The organism is Pseudomonas gessardii (assembly GCF_001983165.1).
GTDB lineage: Bacteria > Pseudomonadota > Gammaproteobacteria > Pseudomonadales > Pseudomonadaceae > Aquipseudomonas > Aquipseudomonas gessardii.
In genome coordinates, this window is the sequence record NZ_MNPU01000028.1 from 38874 (window position 1) to 64963 (window position 26090).

The 26090-nt window shown below is 59.9% G+C and carries 23 protein-coding genes and 1 pseudogene; 8 read left to right on the forward strand and 16 right to left on the reverse strand.

The window, feature by feature from the left end; genetic code table 11:
• Positions 1-64 precede the first annotated feature (64 nt).
• Positions 65-538 carry a transcription elongation factor GreB gene (gene greB / locus BLL38_RS18855; protein WP_032863073.1) on the reverse strand — a complete coding sequence of 158 codons (474 nt, stop codon included), beginning with the start codon at positions 536-538 and terminating at the stop codon, positions 65-67.
• Positions 539-676: 138 nt separating this feature from the next.
• The gene (locus BLL38_RS18860; RefSeq protein WP_076963887.1) at positions 677-1873 is read right to left on the reverse strand and encodes a hypothetical protein; all 1197 of its coding nucleotides are present in this window, start codon (positions 1871-1873) and stop codon (positions 677-679) included.
• 304 nt (positions 1874-2177) lie between these two features.
• Here BLL38_RS18860 and BLL38_RS18865 point away from each other — a divergent pair, with 304 nt between their 5' ends.
• Genes BLL38_RS18865 through BLL38_RS18875 form a run of 3 tightly spaced genes read left to right on the forward strand, consistent with a single transcriptional unit; the run spans position 2178 to position 5634 of the window.
• A complete protein-coding gene (locus BLL38_RS18865) occupies positions 2178-3104 on the forward strand; it encodes an ABC transporter ATP-binding protein (RefSeq protein ID WP_076963888.1) in 927 nt (308 codons plus the stop codon).
• A complete protein-coding gene (locus BLL38_RS18870) occupies positions 3101-3826 on the forward strand; it encodes an ABC transporter permease (protein WP_076963889.1) in 726 nt (241 codons plus the stop codon). The genes BLL38_RS18865 and BLL38_RS18870 overlap by 4 nt, the downstream gene beginning before the upstream one ends.
• Positions 3827-3852: 26 nt before the next feature.
• Entirely contained in the window at positions 3853-5634 is a 1782-nt protein-coding gene (locus tag BLL38_RS18875; RefSeq protein ID WP_242627621.1) for a Gldg family protein, read from the forward strand.
• A 10-nt stretch (positions 5635-5644) separates the two neighbouring features.
• Here BLL38_RS18875 and BLL38_RS18880 read toward each other — a convergent pair whose 3' ends face one another.
• From BLL38_RS18880 to BLL38_RS18890, 3 genes are all read right to left on the reverse strand, one after another.
• Positions 5645-5953, reverse strand: a complete 309-nt coding sequence (locus BLL38_RS18880; RefSeq protein WP_076963891.1) for a hypothetical protein — start codon at positions 5951-5953, stop codon at positions 5645-5647.
• A 247-nt stretch (positions 5954-6200) separates the two neighbouring features.
• On the reverse strand, positions 6201-6635 hold the full coding sequence (locus BLL38_RS18885) for a DoxX family protein (RefSeq protein ID WP_076963892.1): 435 nt from the start codon (positions 6633-6635) through the stop codon (positions 6201-6203).
• A gap of 102 nt (positions 6636-6737) precedes the next feature.
• Positions 6738-8159, reverse strand: coding sequence for an MltF family protein (locus tag BLL38_RS18890; RefSeq protein ID WP_076963893.1), 1422 nt, complete (start codon positions 8157-8159; stop codon positions 6738-6740).
• Positions 8160-8394: 235 nt separating this feature from the next.
• On the opposite strand from BLL38_RS18890, the gene BLL38_RS18895 reads away from it, so the two are divergent.
• The 3 genes from BLL38_RS18895 (at position 8395) to BLL38_RS18905 (ending at position 11287) form a co-directional block, all read left to right on the forward strand.
• Complete coding sequence (locus BLL38_RS18895) at positions 8395-9201, forward strand: TatD family hydrolase (RefSeq protein WP_076963894.1); 807 nt, start codon at positions 8395-8397, stop codon at positions 9199-9201.
• A 96-nt stretch (positions 9202-9297) separates the two neighbouring features.
• Positions 9298-10779 carry a methyl-accepting chemotaxis protein gene (locus tag BLL38_RS18900; RefSeq protein ID WP_076963895.1) on the forward strand — a complete coding sequence of 494 codons (1482 nt, stop codon included), beginning with the start codon at positions 9298-9300 and terminating at the stop codon, positions 10777-10779.
• 145 nt (positions 10780-10924) lie between these two features.
• The gene (locus tag BLL38_RS18905; protein ID WP_029300792.1) at positions 10925-11287 is read left to right on the forward strand and encodes a DUF962 domain-containing protein; all 363 of its coding nucleotides are present in this window, start codon (positions 10925-10927) and stop codon (positions 11285-11287) included.
• A 7-nt stretch (positions 11288-11294) separates the two neighbouring features.
• On the opposite strand, the gene BLL38_RS18910 is transcribed toward BLL38_RS18905, so the two are convergent.
• The 3 genes from BLL38_RS18910 to BLL38_RS18920 form a co-directional block, all read right to left on the reverse strand.
• Entirely contained in the window at positions 11295-12092 is a 798-nt protein-coding gene (locus BLL38_RS18910) for an acyl-CoA thioesterase (protein WP_076963896.1), read from the reverse strand.
• A gap of 102 nt (positions 12093-12194) precedes the next feature.
• A complete protein-coding gene (locus BLL38_RS18915) occupies positions 12195-12956 on the reverse strand; it encodes a CHAD domain-containing protein (RefSeq protein ID WP_076963897.1) in 762 nt (253 codons plus the stop codon).
• Positions 12957-13051: 95 nt separating this feature from the next.
• Positions 13052-13330 (reverse strand): hypothetical protein, encoded by a 279-nt coding sequence (locus tag BLL38_RS18920; RefSeq protein ID WP_029300795.1) that lies wholly within the window; start codon positions 13328-13330, stop codon positions 13052-13054.
• A gap of 216 nt (positions 13331-13546) precedes the next feature.
• On the opposite strand from BLL38_RS18920, the gene BLL38_RS18925 reads away from it, so the two are divergent.
• On the forward strand, positions 13547-14584 hold the full coding sequence (locus BLL38_RS18925; RefSeq protein ID WP_029300796.1) for a patatin-like phospholipase family protein: 1038 nt from the start codon (positions 13547-13549) through the stop codon (positions 14582-14584).
• A gap of 124 nt (positions 14585-14708) precedes the next feature.
• Here the strand turns inward: BLL38_RS18925 and BLL38_RS18930 are convergent, their stop codons facing one another.
• From BLL38_RS18930 to kdpF, 6 genes are all read right to left on the reverse strand, one after another.
• Entirely contained in the window at positions 14709-15404 is a 696-nt protein-coding gene (locus BLL38_RS18930; RefSeq protein ID WP_076963898.1) for a response regulator, read from the reverse strand.
• 49 nt (positions 15405-15453) lie between these two features.
• Entirely contained in the window at positions 15454-18105 is a 2652-nt protein-coding gene (locus BLL38_RS18935; RefSeq protein WP_070995180.1) for a sensor histidine kinase, read from the reverse strand.
• Between the two features lie 107 nt (positions 18106-18212).
• On the reverse strand, positions 18213-18758 hold the full coding sequence (gene kdpC / locus BLL38_RS18940) for a potassium-transporting ATPase subunit KdpC (RefSeq protein ID WP_076963899.1): 546 nt from the start codon (positions 18756-18758) through the stop codon (positions 18213-18215).
• A gap of 129 nt (positions 18759-18887) precedes the next feature.
• A complete protein-coding gene (kdpB, locus tag BLL38_RS18945) occupies positions 18888-20945 on the reverse strand; it encodes a potassium-transporting ATPase subunit KdpB (RefSeq protein WP_076963900.1) in 2058 nt (685 codons plus the stop codon).
• A 10-nt stretch (positions 20946-20955) separates the two neighbouring features.
• Entirely contained in the window at positions 20956-22650 is a 1695-nt protein-coding gene (gene kdpA / locus BLL38_RS18950; RefSeq protein ID WP_076963901.1) for a potassium-transporting ATPase subunit KdpA, read from the reverse strand.
• 8 nt (positions 22651-22658) lie between these two features.
• Positions 22659-22748, reverse strand: a complete 90-nt coding sequence (kdpF, locus tag BLL38_RS18955; protein ID WP_076963902.1) for a K(+)-transporting ATPase subunit F — start codon at positions 22746-22748, stop codon at positions 22659-22661.
• Between the two features lie 756 nt (positions 22749-23504).
• On the opposite strand from kdpF, the gene BLL38_RS18960 reads away from it, so the two are divergent.
• On the forward strand, positions 23505-23849 hold the full coding sequence (locus BLL38_RS18960; protein WP_076963910.1) for a hypothetical protein: 345 nt from the start codon (positions 23505-23507) through the stop codon (positions 23847-23849).
• 418 nt (positions 23850-24267) lie between these two features.
• Here the strand turns inward: BLL38_RS18960 and BLL38_RS31445 are convergent.
• Together BLL38_RS31445 and BLL38_RS18970 are read right to left on the reverse strand one after the other, a co-directional pair.
• Positions 24268-24777, reverse strand: a pseudogene (locus BLL38_RS31445) (recombinase family protein).
• A gap of 865 nt (positions 24778-25642) precedes the next feature.
• The gene (locus BLL38_RS18970) at positions 25643-26008 is read right to left on the reverse strand and encodes a hypothetical protein (protein WP_076963903.1); all 366 of its coding nucleotides are present in this window, start codon (positions 26006-26008) and stop codon (positions 25643-25645) included.
• Positions 26009-26090: the final 82 nt, after the last annotated feature.

The window sequence follows — 26090 nt, forward strand, 5'->3', positions numbered from 1 at the left end:
CCTGTGGGAGCCGGCTCACTGCATCACGGCGTTCTTCCTCGCGCCATCGCCGGCAAGCCGGCGCCTACCTGATGTACTCGATGCCAGTGATCCACCAGCACATTTCGCCGCCGGGCGTCTGCACAATGGCCTCATCGTCCACCTCTTTGCGCAGCAAGGCCCTGGCCATGGGTGAGTCGATGGAGATGTAATCCATGCGCTCATAAATTTCGTCATAGCCCACGATCCGAAAACGCTTGGTATCGCCCTGCTCGTTCTCGATATCCACCCAGGCTCCGAAGAACACCTTGCCCTCCTGCTCGGGCATGTATTCCACCACCCGCATATCTTCCAGGCGCTTGCGCAGGTAACGCACCCGGCGGTCGATTTCGCGCAGCAGCTTTTTGTTGTACTGGTAGTCGGCGTTTTCGCTACGGTCTCCCAGCGAGGCAGCCCAAGTGACCTTGCGTGTTGTATCAGGACGCTTTTCTCGCCACAGGTAATCAAGCTCTTTCTTCAGCGCCTCATGACCTTCTTTGGTAATCAGCTTGGTACTCAAAAGCGTCACATCCCCAGGAAATGTCCATTGGTTCAAACCACCCCTGCATCAGCCAAGAGTGCACTGGCTGCCTGACAGCAATCGGTCGGCCTTGATGATAAATGAACGCCAGAAAGTAGCCAGGCCTGATTCCCCAGGTCAATCAGGACCAGACACATTGCCTGCATCCGAGTCCTGCTGCCGGTCGACTTTCTCAACCGGAAACAAGGTTCCGTCCAGGCGATAAAGCAACCCCTTCAGATCGCCCCTGAAGCCCGATAACTGCCCCAGACCGGCCGCCAATTGCTCAGCCTGTTGCTGGGATGCCCTATCCAACGCTTGTAGCCTGAATGACTCATCTTCCAACTGGCGGGCCCAGCCCTCCAGGCGGCGTTGTTCTGCCTGTTGCAACTGCGCATCCTGGGCCAGGTGCTCCTCACGCCCATTCAACGCTTCGGTTCGCTGCTGCAAGGCTGACTCCAGTGCGGCCAGCTGTTGATTGGCCTGCTCCAGTGCGGTTTTTTCCCGCAACAACTGACTTCTGTGCTGCTCAAGCTCCTCCTGCTGCTGGAACACTGCACGCTTTTGTTGCGTCAACTCTTGCGCCACACGGGCAAGATTGGTCAGCGTGGTGTCCACTTCAAGCAGGGATGACTGCTCCCGGGCCACAACTGACGAAACGACTTCTGGCGACGTAACAGGCTGCTGCTGCACTCGCGGAGCGGGTACCTGCGGCACCGCTCCCTTAGGCGGGGAAGGTAATGGGTCAGCAGGCGCTGCCACCGGCAAGACAACTGACGGTTCTTCATCCGCCCCCTGCCCCACAACCTCAGTGCCATCTGCCGTACCGGGTGGCGACACCATTTTTGACGAGAAACGAATAGACGGCACAATCAACTCGGTACTCTCAATCGCAGGCAGACCGATGACTGAAGTCCCTAGGGTGATTACCTTCATCACCAATGCTTTCTTGATCATCAGCGAATGGTGATCCTCCGGCCTGGCCGTCGGTAGCTTGCTGCCCTTCAGGTCAATGAAATGATAAGGCACTTGTGACGCTGAGGTATTTCCATCCTTGACACCGGACCCCGTGGCCAGGGTGATGATCTGCTTGAGGACGCTCATCGCCAGTTGCAGGCTCTCCTTGGACTCGATACCGCCAAGAAAATACCGCTCGGTTTTTTTACGCAAGGCGGCGATATAGACCCGAGAACTCCCTGGCTCAACCTCTTCGTCCAGGCTATAGACAAGAAAGTTCGAAGCAATTTGCGGTATCGCAAAACAACAGAGCAATGCACCGTTGACCGGGGAATCATGACCAGAGTGTTCAAGAACAAGAGTACGTAGAAGCATCATGAGTGTCGGACTCCATTACGGTAGTACTTCATATACACGCCATCTATCAATTCAAAAAAACATCAAGAGCAACACAATTGTTTCAGCGAGTGATTGAGCTACATGTAGGAATTACCTTATTTCAGCATTTCAGCGTTTCCAAGCCCCCCTATTGAACGTACCATTTTTTAACAAAGCTGCATCTGAAACACTTAATCAATACTTTTCACCGTCAACCCTCGGCAATTTCCAACCTGAACACACAGGCTATTGAGACCGCCGAATACTCAGCGTGTCCCGGCAAACAACCAAGTAGAAAAACCCAATGATCGAAATAAAAAATCTAACAAAAAAAACAGGACGAGCGATTGCAATCGACAACTTGACATTTAGCGCCCGCCCTCAGGAATGTCTAGGACTGTTTGGACATGACGGGGCAGGAAAAAGTACGCTCCTCAAATTGCTCTCAGGCGCAATCCCGGCAACTTCAGGCACGATGAAAATATATGACACAGATATCTCTAACCACCCCATAAAGGCAAAAAAAGTAATAGGTTACCAGCCTGAATCGGCACTCGGCCATGGCAACATGAAGGTAAAAAGTTTTCTGGGCTACATGGCCGAAGTTCGTGGGTTCCATGGCCTGGAAAAGCGCAAGATGGTCGATCGGACGATCACCCGCCTGGAGCTTTGGCGAGTACTTGACTCACCTATCGCAGCCCTTCCGCCAGGGCACCGGCGCAAAGTGGCGCTGGCCCAAGCCATCCTGCATACCCCCAAGCTACTGTTGCTCGATGAACCTACAGAAGGCCTGGCCCCCCTGCAAAAACAAAAGATCGGGGCGCTTATCCAATCGTTGACCGAAGATATGACGGTCATTATTGCCTCACGCAATCCCGAAGAATTCTCCTGTATCTGCCAGCGGGCGCTGGTTCTGGTCGAGGGTCGATTGCTGGCCGATGCCCCCGTCACCGAGTTACAGCGTAGCTCGCGCCATTACCAGGCGATCACCCTGGCCGCCGATACCCCCCTGGACCTCCTGGCGCTGGCTGTGCTTCCGGGGGTAGCTGGCATCGAAGAAGACCGGCATGCCCACGGCAGTGTGACGGTACTCGCGATGCCGGGGCAAATCATCTATCCACATGTCAATGCCCTGGTCGCCAACCGCCGCTGGAAGATCAATACCTTGAGCCTTGAGCCGGGACGCCTGAGCGATGTCATCCATCATTTGAGCCAGGAGATGCCCAATTGAAACGTCTACCCGTGATATTCAAGCGGCAACTGAGTAACTACTTGTCGAGCCCGGCCACTTATTTTGGTATCGTGATCTTCTTGATTGTTAACACTGCGCTCGGCTTTCATATAGGAAATTTCCTGGAAAAACCTCCAGCAAACTTACACGCTTTCTTTCAGTTCCACCCCTGGCTTTATCTTTTTTTCATTCCATTTATTTCCACACTGCTTTGGTCGGACGAGCACAAAGACAATGCGCTCTCCTTTACAAATACACTACCGATATCAGCCCTCGAACTGACACTGGGCAAATTTCTGGCCGCTTGGAGCCTTTGCGCATTAACGCTTTCATTGAATTTCCCGCTGGTCATCGCCATTAATTACCTGGCTATGGCGGACAATTTAAGCATCCTGGCCCAATTCATAGGGAGCTGGCTACTGGCCGGTGCTTATCTTTCGTTCGCGTGCCTTGTCTGTGTCCTGGCCTATAATCGCCTTATTATTTTTGCTATCACACTCGCGTTATTGTTAACAGCAAGCACATTATCATCTGTACTGGATATGTTGGAGCATCAGGCCCCCATCTGGGTAATTGACAGTTTGATCTCACTCAATCCACGGATACGATTCAACGCGATAGACAACGGCCTTCTGACACTACACGACACGTCCTACTTCATAAGCATGATCATTGCCTTCCTCACCGCGACCACTCTTACTTTAAATTTCAGAAAAGGCTGAGGAAGGAAATCCCCATGAGGAACCTTATGAACTTCGGTGTGACGTTGATCGTCATCGCCTTGCTTTTTCTCGCCTTCAATCTGGTATGGGCACTGAAACTGCCCAACTATCGGCTGGACCTTTCAGAGAAAAAAATCTACACCCTATCGCCTTCGACCGACGCCCTGCTCGCGGAGCTTGAAACGCCCATGGACTTGTATTTTTTCAACGCAAGCCACCCCCGCAAGAGTGAAGCCTTGAAAAGCCATGGCGAGTACATCGCCCTGTTGCTCAAGGCCTATGAAAGTGCGTCCAAGGGCAACATTACGCTGCATTTGATTGACCCTGAACCCTTTTCAGAAGATGAGTACAAGGCCCAATTATTGGGCCTTGATAGTAAACAAGGGCTGTTTGGGCTCATCGGAACCCGTGCAAACCAAGAGCCCCAGAAAATCGAGCGGTTCGACCCCGCCCAGGTGGAGTTCCTGGAGTATGAAATCAGTCACCTGATCCACAATGTCGCGCGCCAGGAACAGCCAGTCATCGGGTTGATCTCTGGATTAGCCATGAATGGCAGCCGAAATGAACGCAATCAGGAAATCACCCCACAGTGGCAGCTACTCAAGGAAATTCGCAGCCATTTCAATCTGATGAGCCTGGGCAGCGACATTTCGCGTATCCCCGGGAACGTCAGGACCTTGATGGTCGTACAGCCCGCTCGACTGCCACAACAGACACTCTTTGCCATTGACCAGTTTGTCCTGGCAGGGGGCAAGTTGATGATGTTTGTTGACCCCTTGGATGACCTGGACTCAACCGCCGATACCTCAGGCCAACAAAACCTGCTTGCCGCATGGGGGGTGCAGATGCAGGCGAACAAGGTATTGGCAGACAGCCGCTATGCAACCCCGGTAGTGCTTGCCGTCGGCCAGCCGCCCATACGCCATCCTGGGGCGCTCACCCTGCCCAGAGAGACGATGGCGCAGCACGATATCAGCACCTGGGGCGTTGACAGCGTAACGCTGTTAAATTCTGGTACGCTCACGCCACTGAAAAAAAGCCGCACTGCATTCACCCCGCTGATCCAGAGCTCCGGGCAAGCCAGCACGTTCGATGGGGCACGCTTCGCTCAACAGGACGCATTCGACGCCATGATCAGCGAGGCTGCCACTCGCGGTCGGCAGAATGTGATCGCAGCTCGTATCGAGGGGCCCGCCTATTCTGCCTTCCCTGAAGGTATCAATGGCCAGGAAGCTGCGGTGAAAAAGGCCGCCAGGATCCATGTAGTGTTGGTTGCCGACACTGACCTGCTCAGTGACCGCATCTGGCTGGCCGCACGCACCGCCAATGGACAAAAAGCGCTGCGTTCGGGCAATGCCAGGTTTGTCCTCAATACCCTGGATAACCTGGCAGCGTCCGACGCACTAAGTGCTATCAGCCCTCGTGCAAGCGATCAGCAACAACCAGGGTTGCTGGACAGGCTGCGCAACGAGGCCGAACAGTCCTACCGAAAAAAAGCCACCCTCCTGGAGCAACGCCTGGACCAGGCAGAAAAAGAATGGCAGTCGCTGAACACGCCGTCATTGATATCGGGGAGCCAGGCCATTTCCTCGAATACGTTGCTGCAAGCGTTAAACAAAGAACGCCTGCGATTACGCATGGAGCTTCACACGCTGAAAAAAGACGCCTACAAGAACGTCTACCAACTGGAGCTCATCGTGATGCTGCTCTCTATCATCACCGTTCCGCTGATAGTGAGCCTGCTCGGCCTGGGGATCTTCATCTCCCACCAACGTCGCCAACACCCGCCTGCCGCAGTGTTCTACTGAGCGTTGCAGGTCAACGCCGGGTAATCAGGCCCTGGCGCGCCACGCGGGTCAGGTGTCGGATGAACTCATCGGCATCCTCGGCGTTCGGCGCCTGGATCACCGCCAGATCAAAGCTGTTCGTGGCAAAACGCGCCAGGGACTCGCCGTCTTCGACAAACTGGATCAGGAAAGCCGAAGGACGACCCGTGCGCCGGGGCCAGCCATCCAGATAACGCAGCAGCGTCGGCTGGTGCTTGCCGCCAAGAAGAATTTTCGGATTGCGCTGAGTCAGGCCCGCAGTGATCGGGGCCAAGCGTACAAGAGGTCGTAGTGCATTCATCGTGTCGTGTCTCTGCCTCAAAAGTCTGCGGGCAGGTGAGAGGCAACACCGAACCAGCGCTTTAGCGGTATTTCGAAACCTGGAACAGGCTTCTGTCGGGGCTGCATCGAGTCCCTGTGGCGCCCCGCAATTAGCTGTTTAAATCGGCGCATGCAGCATCCTAGAGAAGCCGGTGGGGAAGTGTCAAGAATCCCGTACAACGAAAAAGGCCCGCACGGGGCGGGCCTTTACAGGAGCGTTAGCAGGATCAATTGGCGATTGCGCGGTCGACAGACAGTTTGCCAGCCCCTTCAAACAGCACCGCCACTGTGCCGCCCAACAGTGCCAGGGCGAACTCGTAGCCGTTGTTGGCCATGAACAGACCGTTGCTGATATGCACCGAGAAAATCGCCACCAGCGAGACAAAGGTCAGGCCCAGCGCTGCCGGACGCACCAGCAAACCGATGATCAGCGCCAGGCCGGCAAAGAACTCGGTACCGCCCGACAACAGTGCCATTAGAGTGCCCGGTGCCAGGCCGATACTTTCCATCCACTGCGCCGTCCCCGCCAAGCCACCACCACCGAACCAGCCAAAGAGTTTTTGCGAACCGTGGGCGGCAAAAATGATACCGACGAAAATCCGCAGTACCGTCAAGCCGTAGCCTGCGCGGGTGGACAGAATGTTGTTGATCAATGGGCTCATGCTGGCAATCCTTTCAATGTAGGGGTTGGTTGGTCGCTATATTAATCAGTTTAAATAATGATAAAAGCCGAAAAAATGCCTAAATCATATCGATAATATCGATTATTTTCGCGAGACAATCTTCGCTGACACCGGCTCCAGGGAGTCCCGTTCCCGATCAAAGGCCAAGTAATACTTGTTCACGCTATTAACATAGCTGACACCGCCCATTCCGACCTGCTCCATGGCGATGCGCTCCACCTGAAAGAACCACTGATTGGGGTTCAAGCCCCGGCGCCTGGCCTCGGCACGCATGCCCTGTACCCGCTCCGGCCCCATGTTGTAGGCCGCCAGCACGAACGCCATGCGCTCGCGCTCGTTGAGCTTGGGGCTGGCGAAGAACTTGCGGCGAATCAGGGCCAGGTAGCGCGCGCCCGCCTGCACATTGCTGTCCAGGGTCTGGATATTGTTGACCCCGACCCGCTGGGCGGCCGACGGGGTGATCTGCATCAGGCCCGTCGGCCCGCTGCCACTTTTCGCCGCAGGATTGAGCGATGACTCCTTGAAGGCCAGGGCCGCCAGGTTCAACCAGTCCATGCCTTGTTCCCGGGCATGCTTTTGCAGCACCGGGCGCAGCTTTTCCAGGCGCTGGCGATCAGCCCGCGCCAGGGGATAGCGCACCTTATAGAGACGGCGATAGATACGCTGGAAAGCCACATCCTGGTCTGACGGGGTCTTGTAGGTTTTCAGGAAGCGATCAATGCTCGCCCGTAGCATCGAGGCATCCTGGCGCACGAACCAGTACTCTTCGCCCGGCTCGCTGATCGCCACTTGCCGATCAAAACGCAGCTTGGGCAGGACCTTGGACCAACGCTCGGCAATCGGTCGCTCGACAATGGTCAGATGGAAGATCCCGGCCTGGACCATCTCCAGCACATCCTCCACCGCCAGGCTGGGGTCCACCCATTCCACCTTGACCGGCGGCAATTTGCGCAGCGCCAGTTTCTGGTTGATCTGGTTGACCGCCTCCCCCGCCGCACTGCCGGTGGTCAAGGCCAAAGTGCGCCCAGACAACTGTTCCAGCCGGGTAAACCGCCGCTCGCCCTTGAGCCCCACCAGCCACAGCGGCACATCGCTGGCAATCGGGTCACTGCTGCTGATCTTGTGGGCCCCCGTCGCATCCAGCAATTCACCGGGGGCAACCAGATCGCCTTCGCCGCGAGCCAGCGCCCCCAGCAATTGGTCCTTGGCCTTGGGAATGATCTTGAGGTTGATTTCCTGGCCGTCACGGGCCCGGCCATTAAGGTAGTGTTCAAAGGCGCGCAGGCGATGGTATTCAGCACCGATGGACTGCCCCTGGACTTCGCCGGAACTGTTGCGACTCTGGTTGACCAGCACCCGTAACGTGCGGCTGCTGCGGATTTCGGCCAGGTCGCGGACCTTGCCCGTCTTGGTCACTTCCAGCGGCCCGTCCAGGCGCGCAACCGCCGCCGTGGGCAGCAGCAGCGTCAGGCATACCATGAGCAATGCCGAGGGTCGGATCATCCGCTCTCCGGAAAGAACAAGGCCCCATGCACCGCGCAAAACGCCACATTGGGGGACAGAAACAGAGCGCCAGAGGCGCAGACTTTGGGCGCAAGGGTGTCACAGCAGCAGCTCATCGGCCAACCACGGTGTTACTTGCGACGTTCAAAGACAGCGATAACTCGTTGTAGTTCTAGGTTTTTCTTATAAATCTACAGCTCTGATAGACTTTCCGGCCGCAGGCGGAGATAGCACCATGCAACTCATTGATATTGGCGTCAACCTGACCAACCCCAGTTTCGACGACAAACACCAGGCCGTGCTCGACCGCGCCTATGCCGCCGGCGTGGGCCAATTGATCGTCACCGGCACCAGTGTGCAAGGCAGCGAACAGGCCCTGGAACTGTGCCAGCGTTGGGATGAAAGCGCCCAACGGCTGTTCTCCACCGCGGGCATTCACCCCCACAGCGCCAGCGATTGGAACGCCGACAGCGCCCGGCAACTGCGTGACCTGCTCAGCCAGGACCGGGTACGCGCCGTGGGTGAATGCGGGCTGGATTTCAACCGTGATTTCTCACCACGGCCCCAGCAGGAAAAAGTCCTCGAAGCCCACCTGGCATTAGCCGTCGAATTGCGCTTGCCGGTGTTTCTCCATGAACGGGACGCCAACCAGCGCCTGCTGGAGATCCTGCGCGACTACCGCGATCAACTGCCCGCCGCCGTGGTGCACTGCTTCACCGGCGAACAACGCGCACTGTTCAGCTACCTCGACCTGGACCTGCATATCGGTATCACCGGCTGGATATGTGACGAACGCCGTGGCACACACCTGCACCCGCTTGTCAGGGAAATCCCCCGGGGCCGCCTGATGCTGGAAAGCGACGCGCCCTACCTGCTACCGCGTACCCTGCGGCCCAAACCGAAGAACGGGCGCAATGAGCCAGCCTACTTGCCGGAGGTGTTGCGCGAAGTGGCCCTGCACCGCGAAGAAAGCCTGGAAGACCTGGCCCAACACAGCACCGCCTGCTCCCGTGCGTTTTTCGGCCTGCCTGCGTTGGATTGACGCGGCGCATTGACCCACATCAACACCCTTTTTCCGAATAGCGGCACAATAATGGCACCTTGCCAAAACTGTTTCCGCTATCAGAGAAAACCTTCCATGGGTGCCTGGCTTAGCAATATCTCGCTGAAGTACAAATTCTGGGCCGTGAATGCGGTCGCTTTCATCACCACGCTGCTGCTGGTGCTGTATGCCGTGCACCTTGAGCAACAGGCCCGCAGCCATGCCTCCCAAGCCTCGGCACAAGCCCAGGGGCGCTTGCTCGGCGCATGGCCGGCGGGGCAGCCGCTGCCCAAGGACGAGCACTGGCTGGTGTTCCAGCGGGGCCTGGCTCCCGAACTGGCAGACCAGGACCTGTCCGCCCTCAGCGAGGCCAATGCCTGGGTCGAGTTCAACTCTATGCCGCTGTTCGGCGAAAACCCGTTGCTGGGCGCCGAGGTCATCTCCCGCGCCGACGGCCAGCAAATCGCCGTACTGGCGTATGCGCCGAGCTTGAGCCAGGTGTTTACCGAACGCTTCACCAACTACGCGGTGGCGGTGCTGATCCTGATGCTGGCGATGCTCTGTGCCTCGCAACTGCTGATCCGCTTTTTGCTCGCCCAACTCAACACCTTGAAAGACGTGATGCTGCACGTAGAAAAAACCGGCGACCTCTCGGCCCGCGTTCCCCTGGCCTGCAAGGACGAAGTCGGGCAGATGGCCAGCGCGTTCAACGCCATGCAGGCCGGCTACCAGCGGGTGGTCAGTACCGTGGCGCGCACCGCCAAACTGTTGGACGACGGTGCCGCGCGCCTGGCCAGCAGCATGAATGAAGTCCAGCACGGCATGCTCGGCCAGCAAAGCGAGACGGACCAGGCAGCCACCGCGATCAATGAAATGACCGCCACCGTGTATCACATTGCCCAGCACGCCGGCGCCACACGGGACCTGTCACAGACCGCCGACACCCTGGCCGGCAGCGGCCAGGAAGTGGTGACCCGGGTCCAGCGTTCGATTGCCGGGTTGTCCACCGGCGTGCAGCAAACCGCCGAGATGATCCAGAAGCTGGCCGAGGACAGTCAGAAGATCAACGGCGTGGTCGGGGTGATCCATAGCATCGCCGAACAGACCAACCTGCTGGCCCTCAACGCTGCCATCGAAGCCGCCCGCGCCGGGGAGATGGGCCGCGGCTTTGCCGTGGTGGCCGATGAAGTGCGCAACCTGGCCAAGCGCGTGCAAAGCTCCACCGATGAGATCACGCGCATGGTCTCGGCCCTGCAGGCCGGCACCCGGGATGCGGTGGATTTTATGCAGGAAAGCTCGTTCAAGGCCGATGACTGCGTGCAGCAGGCCCAGGAAGCCGGCGCCTCACTCGCGGAAATCACCAGCGCCGTGGCGCAGATGCGCGAGAGCAACACGCAGATTGCGGTCGCCGCCGAACAGCAAAGCCATGTGGCCGAAGAGATGAACCGCGCGGTGGTGAGCATCCGTGATGTCACGGAAAACACCGTGCAACAGACCGTGGACTCTGCGACCACCAGCAACGAACTGGCGACCCTGGCTGGCGAGTTGAGCAAGGCGATCGGTCAACTGAAGTTGTGAGGTTTGCCTGCCGTTCAGCCAACGCTTGCCGTTGGCTGAACCCGTCAATTGGCTATACCCCCCATAGCCAACCCCAATTCGCCGCCCCTGCCCGCCCCACCTAGACTCTGTTCATCGAGTATCAATGGACAGAGGATTTATCATCATGGGCAAACGTCACCCCAATCTCCCGGCCTGGCAATGGCGCGCCTACCCGCAGAACCATCAGCACCCGACCAACCTGGTGTTGCACTTGATTGCAGTACCGCTGTTCATCGTCGGGTTTCTGCTGATTGTGTCCGGGGTGTTCAGCCTGAGCTTGGCCAGCTTTGCCATCGGCGTGGTCGGCGTGTTGGCCGGCCTGGCCCTGCAACGTCATGGGCACAGCCTGGAAGCCCAGGCCAGCGAGCCGTTCAGTGATCGTAAGGATGCAGTGCAGCGCCTGGTGGTCGAGCAGTTCGTGACCTTTGCGCGCTTTGTCCTCAGTGGTGGCTGGTGGCAAGCCTGGCGTCAGCGCCACCGCCACTGACGCGGGCTCAGGCGAAGACCACCACGGTCTGGCGGCTGATGGCGATCAACTGGCCGTCAGGCCCCCACAACATCGCAGCGGCATGACCATAGCCGTCGCGGGCATGCTCGATCTCGACGTGGTACTGGCACCAATCCAGGGTCGTCAATTGCGCCAGAGGCTGGATGAATTCGATGGTCCAGGTCAGGGTGCTGCCCGCTGCAGGCCGCTTCAGGTGCGGTAGCAGGGCCGGCGGCCAGGCATCCACCAGCGCGAGGATATGCGCTTCGGTCAAAGGCTCCTCCTTCACATCCCCGCGCAAACGCACCCAGCCGCCCATCTCCCGGGATTTGTTGCCCGTGAACGGCAAACCGCCGACGCTCCAGCGCATTGCCAGGTAGCGCATGAACTCAGGCGTCACGCCTTTGATATAGGGCAGTTCCTGGCATTCGTCCCAATGCTTGAAGGTTGGCGCGGGCAATGCTGGCACGTCGATCTCCGAAGGCCGTGATGCGCCGAAACTGGCCTGTGCCAGGGTCATTACTTCCCCACCCTGCACCACCCGCCCCAGCAACTGGCTGACCGCCTTGCCTTCGCGCAACACTTCCACTTGATAGCTGGCAGAGACGTCTGGCGCCACCGGCCCAACAAACGTCACGGCCAACGAACGTAACGGCCGTTCTGCCGGCACCTGGGCGCGTAAGGCTTCGTATTGCAAGGCGGCGACCAGGCCGCCAAACGTGGCACGGCCCTGGGCCCATTGCGCCGGGATAGACACGTCCAGCGGGTTATTACGGGCGGCGTCGAGCAAATCACTAAAGCGCATGGCGACCTCACATCAAGAAAATCGATTGTGCGATCTTAACCAGCGTGCAAGCCAGGTACAGCGCTTATTCCGGCCAAATACCCAGACAGATAAGCCGCAGGCTCAGAAACACTCCGCCGCCAGCTTATCCAGTACCCGATCCGCCTTGCCTTCGGCCTGGGCCATGGTGCGATGCCAGACCGCAACACAAGGTTGCAGATCCGCCTGGTGTTCGGCCTGCGCCAGCCATTGCCAGCAGTCATGCCAATCCCCCAGTGCGCCTTGGGCGGATTTGAGACGGGACATGGCCTTGGCCGGCAATTGCCCCAACTGCGGATAAGCCTCGGCCGCGTAACGTACGCGCTTGATCAACAAGCGCAGGCGATGGCGGTCGTGACCGGGATCGTGCAGGGCCGCATCGAGGGTCTGCCATTGCTTGGCCAGCCGTTTTTCGATGCGAGCCCGCAGCCCCTTGAGTAGTTTTTGATGATCTGACGCACGGATAAAACGGGGAAAGGCATCCAGGATCAGCAGCAGTTGTGCGACTTCCGGGCTTTGCGCCACCTGCCGATAGGTTTGTGGCTGCTGGCGCAGACGCCGCGCCGCAGCGTCGTGATAACCGTGCTGCTGCAAGTACGCCGCCAGCACCTCACGGTCGCGCAACGGCGTGGTCAATTGGCCGACTGCGCTGGCGGCCGCTTCCAGTTGCTCGACGCCGGGCAGCCCGCGCAAGGGGCGCAGCAGGCTGCGCAGGCGCCGCACCGTGGTGCGCAGGTCATGCAGCGCTTCGTCATCGGTAACCGCCGCCAGGCGCGCCTGGCAACTCAACAATCCGACTTCCAGGCCAATGACCTGGGCGACCAACTGATCCACCAACGCCGACATGCTGCTTCCCCTGATAAACAACGTCCATGTACCTGCGCAAAACAGGCGTCTGGAACTACCTTAACCACTACCCCGGCATGTTGCGCTGACTCGGATCAACGCCCGGCGCGCGACTCACGGATATAGAAACGGGCTTTTTCCGCCTTGCTGGCGCACCCTTCGAACGCTTCGAATTGTTGCTGGGTCTTGGCGCCAGTCAGCAACGACAGGGCCTTGGAATAGCTGACCGTGCCGGCGAAACCTTCAGCCTTGGCCAAATCCAGTTCGTGCCACGCCGCGTCCAATTGGCTGCCGCAGCTATCGCGATAGGCCGTTTTGCCGGCACAACCGGCCAGGGCCAACACAATCACAGGCAAACACATCCAGGCTTTCATCAATGACACCTCAAGAAAAGAAAACAGTCGTGGGATGTAGACGTTGCCTACATCGAAAAGTGCCTTATCACACAGCCTGAAATGCCTAGCGCCGATAGCCAAAGCATACCCGAGCAACTAGCTCGGCTTATGAAAATAATCACTCTTGTCAGCTAGGATTGAAGCAGCCCCCTGGTTGGGTGCATTGTGGACAGCTGTTTTGCGAAGGATCCGATCATGAAAAAACGCGTTGCATTGGTCCTGGGCTCCGGTGGAGCGCGGGGTTATGCCCACATCGGGGTGATCGAAGAGATCGAAAAGCGCGGCTATGAAATCGCCTGTATCGCCGGCTGCTCCATGGGCGCGGTGGTCGGCGGGATCTATGCCGCAGGCAAGCTTAAGGACTACCGCAACTGGATCGAAAGCCTGGACTATCTGGACGTGCTGCGCCTGGTGGATGTGAGTTTTCGCCTGGGCGCGATACGCGGCGAAAAAGTCTTCGGGCAGATCCGCAAGATCGTCGGCGAGATCAATATCGAAGACCTGCGCATTCCCTACACCGCCGTCGCCACCGACCTGACCAACCAACAGGAAATCTGGTTCCAGGAAGGCTGCCTGCACCAGGCCATGCGCGCCTCGGCGGCGATTCCCAGCCTGTTTACCCCGGTGATGCAAGGCAACCGCATGCTGGTGGACGGCGGCCTGCTCAACCCGCTGCCAATCGTGCCGGTGGTGTCGAGCCATTGCGACCTGATCATTGCGGTCAACCTCAACGCCACCAACCAGAAGCACTACACCCTGCCGGTAATCCAGCGCCCGCCGGCGTTCAAGAGCCGCTTCGACAACCTGGTACGCTCGTTGGGTTCGCACCTGCCGTTTCGGCGCAAACAGGCCGAGCAACTGCTGTTGCTGGAACAGGAAGCGCTGCAGGCGCAAGCCGCTGATATCAACCCCTGGCTCGAGGGCGCCGAGCCCGAAGCCCAGCAACCAGCCGCCGCCCCTGAGTCCGCTGGTGCACCGAAATCCGCTACCGGTTCATTCATCATCGACAACGTGGGGCCGGCATCGCTGCTGGATCTGATCAACCAGAGTTTCGAGGTGATGCAGACATCATTGGCCCAGTACAAGATCGCGGGCTACCCGCCGGATGTGCTGATCAACGTGCCCAAGCGCGTGTGCCGGTTTTTTGAATTCTACAAAGCGCCGGAACTGATCGCCCTGGGGCGTGAGATTGCCAGTGATACGTTGGATCGGTATGAGAGTGAGCAGAGTTGAGAGCTTCGCTGGGGCTTGGGGCCCTATCGCGGGCAAGCCTGCTCCCACATTCAGATTTGTGAATGCATTCAAAAGGTGGGAGCGGGCTTGCCCGCGATGAGGCCGGTCCAGCCACCACAATCCCTCAGCCCTCAGCCCCCAACAACCGATACCCCACCCCCGCCTCGGTCACGATAAAGCGTGGCTGGGTCGGGTCATCCGCCAGCTTCTGGCGCAAGTGCCCCACCACAATGCGCAGGTAGTGGCTGTCTTCGGTATGGGTCGGGCCCCAGATGTCCTTGAGCAACTGCTGCTGGGTAATCACCCGGCCTGGATAACGCGCCAGTTGCGCCAGCACCGCGTATTCCTTGCGGGTCAGGGCCACGTCGACACCGTCCAGCAACACCCGCCGATAGGCCAGGTCGACCGTCAGCGGGCCAAACTGCAGCGCCGCCTGTTGGGCCTCTCCGACAGGCGCCTGGCGTAGCAGCGCACGGACCCGGGCCAGGAACTCCTGGATGCCAAACGGCTTGGTCACATAGTCATTGGCGCCACCGTCCAGCGCCTGGACCTTCTGCCCTTCGCTGGCCCGTACCGACAACACCAGCACCGGGGCCGTCGACCATTCGCGCAACTCACGCAGCACCTGCTGGCCGTCCATATCCGGCAGGCCCAGGTCCAGCACCAGCAGGTCCGGTTTGTTCAATGCCGCCTGGGCCAACCCTTCGGCGCCGGTTCCAGCCTCAATTACCTTATAGCCCTGGGACTCCAGGCTGATGCGCAAGAACTTGCGGATCTGCGGCTCGTCATCAATGACCAAAATCGTCGCAGTCTGGCTCATGGTGTTCCGTCACAATCGCTGAAAAAAAATAAGAGTAGCGCACCTGATATCACGCTTCACTTTCCAGGCTCGGCTGGGTCTGCAATGGCAGGAACAAGGTGATGCACGTGCCCCGCCCGTCGATGCCCTCGGCCACGCTGATATGCCCGCCGTGGGCGCCGACCATGCCCTGGCAGATTGCCAGGCCGAGCCCAGTGCCCTGCCCGCCACGGTCGCCGCGGGCGGCGGTGTAGAACATATCGAAAATCTTCGCCCGCTCCTCTTCAGGAATCCCCGGGCCTTCATCACTCACCGAGAAAAACAACGCCTGGTCCGCCACACCGGCACGCAGTTGCAAGCGACCATGGGGCGGTGAAAAACGCGCGGCGTTTTCCAGCACATTGACCAGGGCTTGCTCGATCAAGGCGGCATGCACATACAGCAGCGGCAACTCGGGCGGCACGTCGGTACTCACCTGCAACGGCGCCAGCACCGCGCGCAAACGGGCGAGGGAACTGCCGACGATATCGCCGGGCGACACCCAGTCGCGCGCCAGCTTCAAGGCGCCATGGCCCAGACGGGTCATGTCCAGCAGGTTCTGGATATAGCGGTCCAGGCGCTCGGCTTCGTCGCGGGTGCCTTCAAGCAGCTCACGGCGATCTTCCAGCGGAATGGCTTCGCCCAGGGCCAGCAGGCTGTCGATGCTACCGCGCATGGAGGTCAGCGGCGTGCGCAGATCATGGGACACCGAAGCCAGCAAGGCGCTGCGCAGTTGCTCGGTCTCGCCGTGCAAACGGGCGGCCTCCAGATTCTGCGCCAGTTGGGCACGGGCCAGCGCCTGGGCCAATGGCTGGCTCAAGGCCGTGAGCAGGCGCCGACGTTGGCCACTGAGTTCCAGGCCGGCCTTGGGGCTGACGCCGAGCAAACCCAATGGACCATTTTCAGCGGACAACGGCCACCACCACCAACGCCCAAACGGCAAGGTGCCAGTGCCCATGCCCGCCGGTTGGTCGTGCTGCCAGGCCCAGTCGGCGGCGGCACGTTCGGCTTCGGTGAAGGTGATCGGCCCACCGGTCTCGACTTTCCACTCACTGGGCCCGTCGCGATTGACCAGGCACAACTGCAAATCGCTCCAGCCCTGCAGATGATGGGCCGCTGCGCTGATCACCGCTTGGCGGTCGGTGGCGGCGGTGAGTTTGCGCGACAGGTCGAGGAGCTCGCTGGTTTCTTCCTGAGTGTCGCGCAGGGCTTGCAGTTGCCGACGCTGACGCGCAGCCAGGTTGCCGGTAAGCGCCGCCATCAGCAGGAAAAACAACAGCGTCAGCACATCTTCTTCACGCTGGATGGCGAAGGAAAAATTCGGCGGGATAAACAAAAAGTCATAGGTCATGAACGACAGCGCCGCACAGGCCAATGCCGGGCCCAGACTGCTGCGAACCGCCACCAGCAGCACAGCCGCGAGGAACACCAGGGAGATGTTGGGCAGCGGCAGGATACTCGACACCCCCCACGCCAATGCACTGGCCAGCACGGTTGCCAGCAGCGCCAGGGCGTAGTCGAACCACACCAGGCCCCGCACCTCGGGCAAGCGTGGCGGCACCGGCGTTTCATCGCTGTCGAGGACGTTGATTTCCAGGCCCCGGGCATTGCGCAGCAAGCGCGCCGCCAAACCGCCGCCGAACAGTCGGCGCCGCCAGCGTGGGCGCGACTGCCCCACCAGCACCAGGCTGGCACGGCGTTCGGCCGCGTGCTGGATCAGGGTCTTGGCCACTTCGCCGGCACGCAGCAACACCACTTCGCCACCCAGGCGCTCAGCCAACTGCTGGGCGTTTTGCAGGCGCAGCCGCGACTGCTCGTCGCGCATACGGCCGTTGTCCACATGCACCAGGCTCCAGGGCAAATGCCGGCGCTGGGCCACACGGCTGGCGTGGCGCACCAGGCGTTCGGCCTCGGCGTCGCCATCCACCCCCACCAACAGACGGCCGCGCACGGTCGGCGCGGCCTGGCCCAGTTGCCGGTAGCCCTGGGCCAGATCGTCATCCACGTGAGCGGCGGCGGTCTGCATCGCCAACTCGCGCAGGGCCATGAGGTTGGTCTGGGTAAAGAATGCATCGATGGCGGCCCGCGCCTGCTCCGGCACGTAGACCTTGCCGTCGCGCAGGCGCTCCAGCAACTCGCGGGATGGCAGGTCGATCAGCAGCAGCTCATCGGCTTCCTGCAACACCCAGTCCGGCAGGGTTTCGCGCACTTGCACGCCGGTGATACCGCGCACCTGGTCGTTGAGGCTTTCCAGGTGCTGGACGTTGACCGTCGTGAACACGTTGATGCCGGCGGAGAGCAGTTCCTGGATGTCCTGCCAGCGCTTTTCGTGGCGGCTGCCGGGGGCGTTGCTGTGGGCCAGTTCGTCTACCAGCACCAGCCGGGGCTTGCTGGCGAGCAAGCCGTCGAGGTCCATCTCTTCGAGCATCACCCCACGGTATTCCGAGCGCAGCAACGGCTGCTGGGGCAAGCCACTGAGCAAGGCCTCGGTCTCGGCGCGACCGTGGGTCTCGACCACCCCGGCCACCACTTTGACGCCCTGGCGCAGTTGGGTGTGGGCCGCCTGAAGCATGGCGTAGGTCTTGCCCACGCCGGGGGCGGCACCGAGGAATACTTTGAGCCGGCCACGGCCGTGCTTGGGCAGGTCGGCTAGGAGGGCGTCGGCGCGGCCGGAGTCACTCATGGGAACAGTCTTCTTTCAGTTAGTGATGTGGGGAACATGCTGCCGCCATCGCGGGCAAGCCCGCTCCTACAGGGGCAATGCATTGCCCGCGATGGCGGCGCAACGGTTTACAACTTTTCCAGCGCCATGTTCAGCGCCAGTACATTCACCACCGGCGGCCCCACCAGCGGCTGTTCGATATGCTCGTCCATCAGGCGCTCCAGGGTCGACACCGGCAACTGCCGTGCCGCCGCTACCCGCGCCAGTTGATAGGCAATTGCCTGCGGTGGCAAGTGTGGATCAAGACCACTGCCGGAGGTCGTCAACAGCGCCAGGGGCACGGGGCCCTGGCCTGGCACCTGGATTTTAGCGACGTCGTCAAACACCCGCGCCGCCAGCGCCGGATTGCTCGGGCCAAAGTTGCTGGCACTGCTGGAGACGGTGGCAAACGCACCTGCCGAAGGCCGCGAGTGGAACCAGCGCTCGCCGGTAAATTCCTGGGCAATCAGGCTGGAGCCGCGCACCTTGCCTTCCGCATCGCGCACCAGGCTACCGTTGGCTTGGTCGGGGAACGCGACTTGCGCCACGCCAGTGACCACCAGCGGATAGGCGACGCCGGTGATCAAGGTCAGCAGTACCAGCAAACTCAGGGCCGGACGGATCATGTTGGTCATTTCATATTCCTCACATTCGTTGAATAACACCGGGTCGTGCAGCAACGCGGCAGGCCCGAATAACAGCCCCGTGGCGAGCGGACTAGCCCGCTCGCCACGGGCATTGGCCACTCAGCCTATGTATCTGGCTCAAACCAAGTGCAGCGCCGTCAGCAACATGTCGATGGCTTTTATTCCCACAAACGGCACCAGGATCCCGCCGACGCCGTAGATCAGCAGGTTGCGCCGCAGTAACGCCGCCGCGCTCGCCGCTTGCACGCGCACACCGCGTAGCGCCAGTGGAATCAGCACGACGATGATCAGCGCGTTGAAGACAATCGCCGAGAGAATCGCGCTTTGCGGGCTGCTCAACTGCATGACGTTGAGCACGCCCAGTTGCGGGTAGATCGTGGCGAACAGCGCCGGCAGGATGGCGAAATACTTGGCCACGTCGTTGGCGATGGAAAACGTGGTCAAGGCGCCACGGGTCACCAGCAGTTGCTTGCCGATCTGCACCACGTCCAGCAGCTTGGTAGGGTCGCTGTCGAGATCGACCATGTTCGCCGCTTCGCGCGCCGCCTGGGTGCCGTCGTTCATCGCCATGCCGACGTCAGCCTGGGCCAGGGCCGGGGCGTCGTTGGCGCCGTCACCGCACATCGCTACCAGGCGGCCATCATTCTGTTCATGCCGGATGCGCGCCAGTTTCTTCTCTGGGGTGGCCTCGGCCAACACGTCATCAACCCCCGCTTCCGCGGCGATGGCAGCGGCGGTCAGCGGGTTGTCGCCGGTCACCATCACCGTGCGGATCCCCAGTTTGCGCAGCTCGGCAAAGCGCTCGCGAATGCCGGGCTTGACCACGTCCTTGAGGTGAATCGCGCCGAGCAGCTTGCCGTCGGCACACACCAGCAACGGCGTGCCGCCGCTCTGGGCGATCTTGTCGATTTCCCGGGACAGCGCCGGCAACAGGTCGCGCCGTTGCAGGCCGACAAACGCCAGCAGCGAATCCACCGCGCCCTTGCGATAGACCCGAGCCTGATAGTCGACACCAGACAAGCGGGTTTCGGCACTGAACGGCACGACGGTCAACTCTTGCACCGACGGCTCGGCCTGGGGATGCAGCGCGCGCAGGTAGTCGACGATGGACTTGCCTTCAGCCGTGTCGTCGCCCAGCGAAGCGAACAGCGCGCCCTCGGCCAGTTGCTTGGCGCTGACACCGGGAGCCGCGTAGACGGCGGTGCAACGCCGGTTACCGAAGGTGATAGTGCCGGTCTTGTCCAGCAACAACACATGGACGTCCCCCGCCGCTTCCACGGCGCGGCCGGACTTGGCGATCACATTCAGGCGCACCAGGCGATCCATGCCGGCGATGCCGATGGCCGACAACAGGCCGCCAATGGTGGTCGGGATCAGCGTCACCAGCAGCGCGACCAGAAACACCAATGGCAAGCTGCCATTGGCGAAGTGGGCAAACGGCTGCAGGGTCACCACCACCAGCAGGAAGATCATAGTCAGGCCGATCAGCAGGATATCCAGCGCGACTTCGTTGGGGGTTTTCTGGCGCTTGGCGCCTTCGACCAGGGCGATCATGCGGTCCAGCGTCGACTCGCCGGGGTTGGCGGTAATGCGGATCAGCAACCAGTCCGAGACCAGCCGGGTGTTGCCGGTGACGGCCGAGCGGTCACCGCCGGACTCGCGGATGACCGGCGCGGATTCGCCAGTGAACGCCGCTTCATTCACGGCGGCGATGCCCTCGATGACCTCGCCGTCGCCGGGGATCATTTCCCCGGCGGCGACCCGTACCACATCGCCCTTGCGCAGGCTGGTGGCCGGCACCACCTTGAAGCCGCCGTCGGCTTCCTGGCGCCGGGCGCTGAGGCCCTCGCTGCCGGCCTTGAGGCTATCGGCCCGAGCCTTGCCGCGCCCTTCGGCCAGGGCTTCGGCGAAATTGGCGAACAACACGGTGAACCACAGCCACACGGCGATTTGCACGGCGACAAAGGTCGGCACGGAGGCGTCTGGCACAAAGCACAGCACCGTCGTGAGGAGCGCGGTCAGCTCGACCACCAACATCACTGGCGAGCGCTTCAACTGGCGCGGGTCCAGCTTGACGAAGGCCTGGATCAGCGCCGGGCGCCATAGGGCCGAGATTGCGGTTTTGGGTGGCTGCGCGGCTTTCACCGGGGCGGCGTTATTTGCAGGCATATTCATCATTGAGTCCTCAGAATCCCATGCTCAGATGTTCGGCAATCGGGCCCAGCGCCAGCGTCGGCAGAAACGTCAGGCCGCCCACCAGCAAAATGGTCACGGTCAACAGCGTCACGAACAGCGGGCCGTGGGTCGGAAAGCTGTCCTGGCCAATCGGCGCACTCTTTTTCAGCGCCAGGCTGCCAGCCAGGGCCAAGACCGGGAGGATGTAGCCGAAGCGTCCGATCAACATGCCCAAGCCCAGCATCAGGTTGTGGAACGGCGTATTGGCGCCCAGGCCGGCGAACGCCGAGCCGTTGTTGGCGCTGGCCGAGGTGTAGGCGTAGAGCAACTGGCTGAAGCCGTGGGGCCCCGGGTTGCTGATAGCGGACGCCGGCCCGGGCAGGCTGGCGGCGATAGCGCTGAGTACCAGCACGCCCACCGGCATCACCAACAGGGTCACCACCAACAGTTGCACTTCCCTGGCCTGGAGTTTCTTGCCCAGGTATTCGGGGGTGCGACCGATCATCAAACCGGCGAGGAACACCGCGATCAGCACGTTAAGCAGCATGCCGTACAAGCCCGCGCCCACGCCGCCGAAGATCACTTCGCCGACCATCATGTTCACCAGCGCAACCATCCCGCTCAACGGGCTGAGGCTGTCCTGCATGCCATTGACCGATCCATTGGATGCGGCAGTGGTGGTCACCGACCAGAGTACGGTGCCGGTAGTGCCGAAGCGTGTTTCCTTACCCTCCAGTGGCGCGGTCTGCTCGACAGCGGCGTGATTGAGGGTCGGATTGGGCTGGTATTCGGACCACAGCGACACCGATCCGCCAATCAGGAACAGCGCCAGCATGCAGCCAAGGATCGCCCGGCTCTGGCGCAAGTCCTTCACGTAATGGCCGAAGGTGAACACCAGCGCCACCGGGATCAGGATGATCGAAGCCACCTCAAACAGGTTCGACCAGGCCGTTGGGTCTTCGAATGGATGCGCCGAGTTGACCCCGAAAAATCCACCGCCGTTGGTGCCCAACTGCTTGATGGCAATCTGGCTGGCGGCCGGACCCAGGGGGATCACTTGATCCACACCCTGCATCGTCACCGCGTTGACGTAATGGGCGAAGGTTTGCGGCACGCCTTGCCAGACCAGGAACAACGCCAGCAGCAGGCATAACGGCAACAGGCCATAAAGGGTCGCACGGGTCATGTCGACCCAGAAATTGCCCAGGGTTCGCGCGGACTTGCGGCCGATACCACGGCACAAGGCAACCAACACCGCCAGGCCCGTAGCGGCGCTGACGAAGTTCTGCACGGTGAGGCCGGCCATCTGGCTGAGGTAGCTGAGGGAGGCTTCGCCGCTGTAGGACTGCCAGTTGGTGTTGGTCATGAAACTGACGGCGGTATTGAAGGCCAGCGTCCATTCCTGGCCGGCCAACTGCTGCGGATTGAGCGGCAGATAGCCTTGGAACAACAGGATCGAGAACAGCAGCAGGAACCCGGCGAGATTGAACGAAAGCAACGCCAGGGCGTATTTCTGCCAACTCTGTTCCTGCTGCGCATCGACGCCCGCGACGCGATAGCAAACCCGCTCCACCGGCCCCAGCACCGGTGTGAGCCAGGTGCGCTGGCCTTCCATCACCTTGAAGAAAAACCGCCCCAGAAAAGGCGCCGGAACCAGCACCACGGCAAAGAAGGCGATGATCAGCCAATAGTCATAACTGTGCATAGCCACCCCTAGTTCCGATCCGCGCGTAGCAGCGCAACCAGCAGATAAATGAACAGCGCCAAAGCCAGTAGCAGTGACACTCCGTCCAGAACACTCATGGAAGTTTCTCCGTCGTACGGCGGCTGCCGCGTGTAGGAGGATTGTCCGCAGGAGTGGCGTAAAGGAACGAGAGCGAGGGGGTGGGTGGGGCGTAAAAAGCACGTAAAGAGTGGGTTTCCATCCAATGAAGGTCCAATGTGGGAGCTGACCCGATATCTATCGAACTATGAAGCGATCACGGTTGCAGCCCACCGTCGTTATCTGTTGCGCATTCGTTGAACACACCTCTCACTCAACTTGAAACCCAGTAATCATGCGGGCTGCAGCGGCGACACCTTTTCACGACACTCTTTTGGCAAAAACCGACAGATGCTCTCTATGTGACGTGAACCGTCAGACTCCGTAAGCGAGATAAGTAATGTGAGTGAACGAGCTTTTTTGAAACACATTTCGCGAAGCGGATGTTAGCGGTGTTCCGGGCTCCCTCGGGCCCAATCAACGGGTATCGGCGGAAAGGGAAGAAGAACGAATCCTTGGGGATTGACACAACAAAAGAAACACTCTTCAGTACAGATGCTCGAGCCAGAAGGAGCAAGGCATGGACTCAAGCGAGCTATTAGTTTACGCAATCATTGGCGTTCTCGGCACGCTGGGAGCTGTAGCGGCAATTGGATAAAAGGTCGCGGTATACCTCGATAAGAAGCACGGCGCCGACTAACTTGGACACATACCGGCAAACACGCAAAGCACTGACTTGGGGTTCACCATTGCTGGAGTAATGTTCAGACATGTGCAAATTCCAGCAGGTTCACGCCATGAGCAAAGTTGAGTGCCAGTGCTGCAAGAAGATGATGGTTCCGAAGGTTATCACCAGCGCGCCGTTCTACATCAGCGGAATACCCGTGGGCAGCCATGACCCGGAGTCGTCCGTATGCCCCTTCTGCCTGTCATCAAAGTGGATGCTCACCGAACATCAGGCTCTGGCTGCCGGCAAGGCCAACGCCGAGTTCTACGGCCTTATGGTTCTAGCCATTGTGAACATCGTCGCATTCGTTCGTTTCGGCGAACTTGCCGGCGGTGTGGCGCTTGCGGCATCAGTCGCAGCCTTCCTCCTGCGCGCCAGGATGGTTCGAGCGCTGCGCCGTCGCCTGGGCAGTTAAACGAGCTCGTTCATTCCAGCCGACCGGATTGCTACCCAGACGGCGAATATAGCCTGGGTGGAATTCGTACGGATGTCACTGTTGCTCGACAGCATGTTGAGCACTCGCCCGAATCCCCAGACCAGCACACAGGAGCTCGCGGACTCGCTGATGCAGCGCCCTTTCCAAGCCCTACCTTTATAAGCACCAAAAGAATTCACCCCTCTTAGGGGAAGGTTGCCCGTTCGTGCCGGCCCTGGGACGCCAGTATAAATAGGACCCCTCCCGCCGATCCGCTGCCAACTCACTCTTTCCGTAACAGCAGGGTGGCAGCAGCAGGCCAACAAAAAGCCCCCGCCGGGCGATGCTTTGGTGAACTTTTTTGTTTGCGGCCGGGTTCGATTCGATAACCCAAGATTAACCGCCTGGGCTACGCAGGTCAGACGGTGGACAGGTCACAAATTCTGAGCATAGTGGTGGTGGAGCAGTTGGCGTGCCGGGCCGTCGCGCGAATGGCCAGGCCGGCGCGGAGCAACTCGGTAATTCGCGTGTGCAGATCGGCGTCCGCTGGCCGCCCTTGGCACTTGCCGACGGCCTTGGCCTTCTCGATGCCTTGGGCCTGCCGATCACTGCGCTGCTCGTAATCCTTGCGGGCGTAGCTGCCATCATCTCCACCAGCATTGAGTTGAAGGCGCCCAGCACCCGCCCGGTGCACTCGTCGCCCTTTGTGTCCTGCATTACCTGGTGGCTGGTCGGTAGGTCGAGCGCGACGATGCGCAGGCCCTTGGAGTCGATCGTTGCCCTGAGCTTTAGCCAGTCCTCCACCGGAAGACGGGAATGGCGGTCCATCGATTCCATCAGCAGAACGTTCATCCTTGCGCGTATCTTTCAGCAGGCGCAGCAGCTCTGGCCGGTCGGCGGTGGCGCCGCTGGCGTTCTCCAGGTACATCCAAAATAAATCGTCGCAGGTTTTCGAAACTCACGGCAGTACAGCCAAGCACAATTATTCCCCTACAAAGTAGAGCGTCCCGCCCTGATTGAAGCTTGCCGCAGGGATCGAATGTTTTCTCGGCCGCAGACCAGCGTGGTAGATGTAGATCCACTCAGGCAGATGTTGAGATGCAAGCAGATCGCTTCCGAAGTCAGCATCAGGCGTGAACTGGTTGTTACGGATGAAGCTCGTCCCGTAGCTTAGTGGCAATCTCAGAAAGCTCGGCGACATTGCAATCTCGTCACTATATGGAATCGGCCGCTCCGCATAACTACTAGCCAGGGATGCATACCGCCGCCTGGTTTTGCAGGTTGAGGAACGTCTTGCTGAGGTTTGCAGTATTGCCAATGAGAATCGTCATTGCGTCGGACGGTGGTCGGCTATGAGAAAAAGCGGTCTAGATCAAACACTTGATCATGGCGATCTCTACTCGGAGGAGTAGAGGCTGAGTGCACTATAAACAGTGCCGGACGGATCTGAACCGGCTTCAATGCCCGAAATCCCTGTGCAGCTTGGTCTGACGGGGCTTTCCCGTATCAGCAGTGAACTCCGGCGAGACGTGCTTCAGCGCTTGGTCAGGGAAGACGTCGGGTGCGAACTATAAGCAGTGTAGGGCGCAAAATCTTCAAGCTGTTAGCCAGCAGACCCGTGCAGGCGGGGTTCGCAGGCCGTATTTGCTATTAGCAGTGAAGCTTACGGCCAAGTCAGTCGGATAGCTGTGATCTGTATTAGTAGTGAAAGGCTTCACTTTCATAAAATAAACATTGTTAGGCGCCGGCCTATCTGGTACCCGTGTCGCGTAGCGGGGGGCGACAGTAACGCGCTACTCATCAATGCCTCGCTGCTGTTCAAACGCAATACGGTTCATTACGCACACGGGGATGGGGTAGCCCTGGATGTGGGTCGTGAGGGCCTCGTTACCTGCTATCACCATGATGCAGGATAGGCCTCTGCGGAAGCGCATCCCTCGCCCCGAGTAATTGCGCAGGATGATCTCCCATGATTCGTCGTCATAGTAAAAGCCGACGATTTCTGACCAGTTTGATTGGATGCCCGCGCCCATGATGCCTACTGGTGTCAGGCAGAAAGTCTCTACCTGGGTCTCCCCACCAAGAGGTACAGCGTAAACCCGACCGTTTGGTGCAATAGGTGGGAAGTACAGCCCGTTACCGAGGTGAAGAAATTCCATGCTTGTACTCCGGATAGATGAGGTCGCTAGACACTCTCCGGTAGCTTTCGAAAAACCCAAGATCAGATGTTGCTTGCGAGTC